Source organism: Bacillus sp. LR--39 (genome assembly GCF_053613335.1).
The window spans coordinates 1-505 of sequence record NZ_JBSIOT010001684.1; the positions used below are offsets into that span (position 1 = coordinate 1).

General features: G+C 31.5%; 2 pseudogenes. One reads left to right on the forward strand and one right to left on the reverse strand.

The features are described 5' to 3' along the window. Positions 1 to 94, reverse strand: a pseudogene (locus ACWHAR_RS32515) (AraC family transcriptional regulator); the annotation flags it as partial. A 273-nt stretch (positions 95 to 367) separates the two neighbouring features. Here ACWHAR_RS32515 and ACWHAR_RS32520 point away from each other — a divergent pair. Next, a pseudogene (locus tag ACWHAR_RS32520) lies at positions 368 to 505 on the forward strand (DNA-3-methyladenine glycosylase); the annotation flags it as partial.

A 505-nucleotide genomic window follows, 5' to 3' on the forward strand; every position in this document is an offset into this window, starting at 1 on the left:
TGGCTTGCCACTTTTCATCTGTTATCATTTCTGCATCATTCGAAATTCTATGATCATGGCTCTCTTTATATCCGTTATTGATACTATCCGGCATTTATCTCATCTCTCCTTACATGGCTCATCTAATTCATTTTGAATTGAATCCCAATTTAAATTTTTGACACGCTTTTTTTATATCTTGGGCCATTTTTATCTACTCCCGTTTAGCATTCTTGATAACTACACTATAACCTCATAAATAGAAAAAAATAAGGTGGTTAGAATGTAATAGCAAGATAACAAAATGAGTAAAGATGATTATGTGATAAACTAAATTTCAACCAGCGTGAGTTTTCTTATAATTATTTAAGATAAGGAGAATGAAAAAGTGGCATGGCATGAAGTCAATGATGTTATCGTCATTACATTACCTGAAATATTCGACATGAATGCTAACCTAGGCTATCTAACCAGGGATAAAAATGAATGCATGTATGAAATAGAGAACAATATCATTACAAAAGTT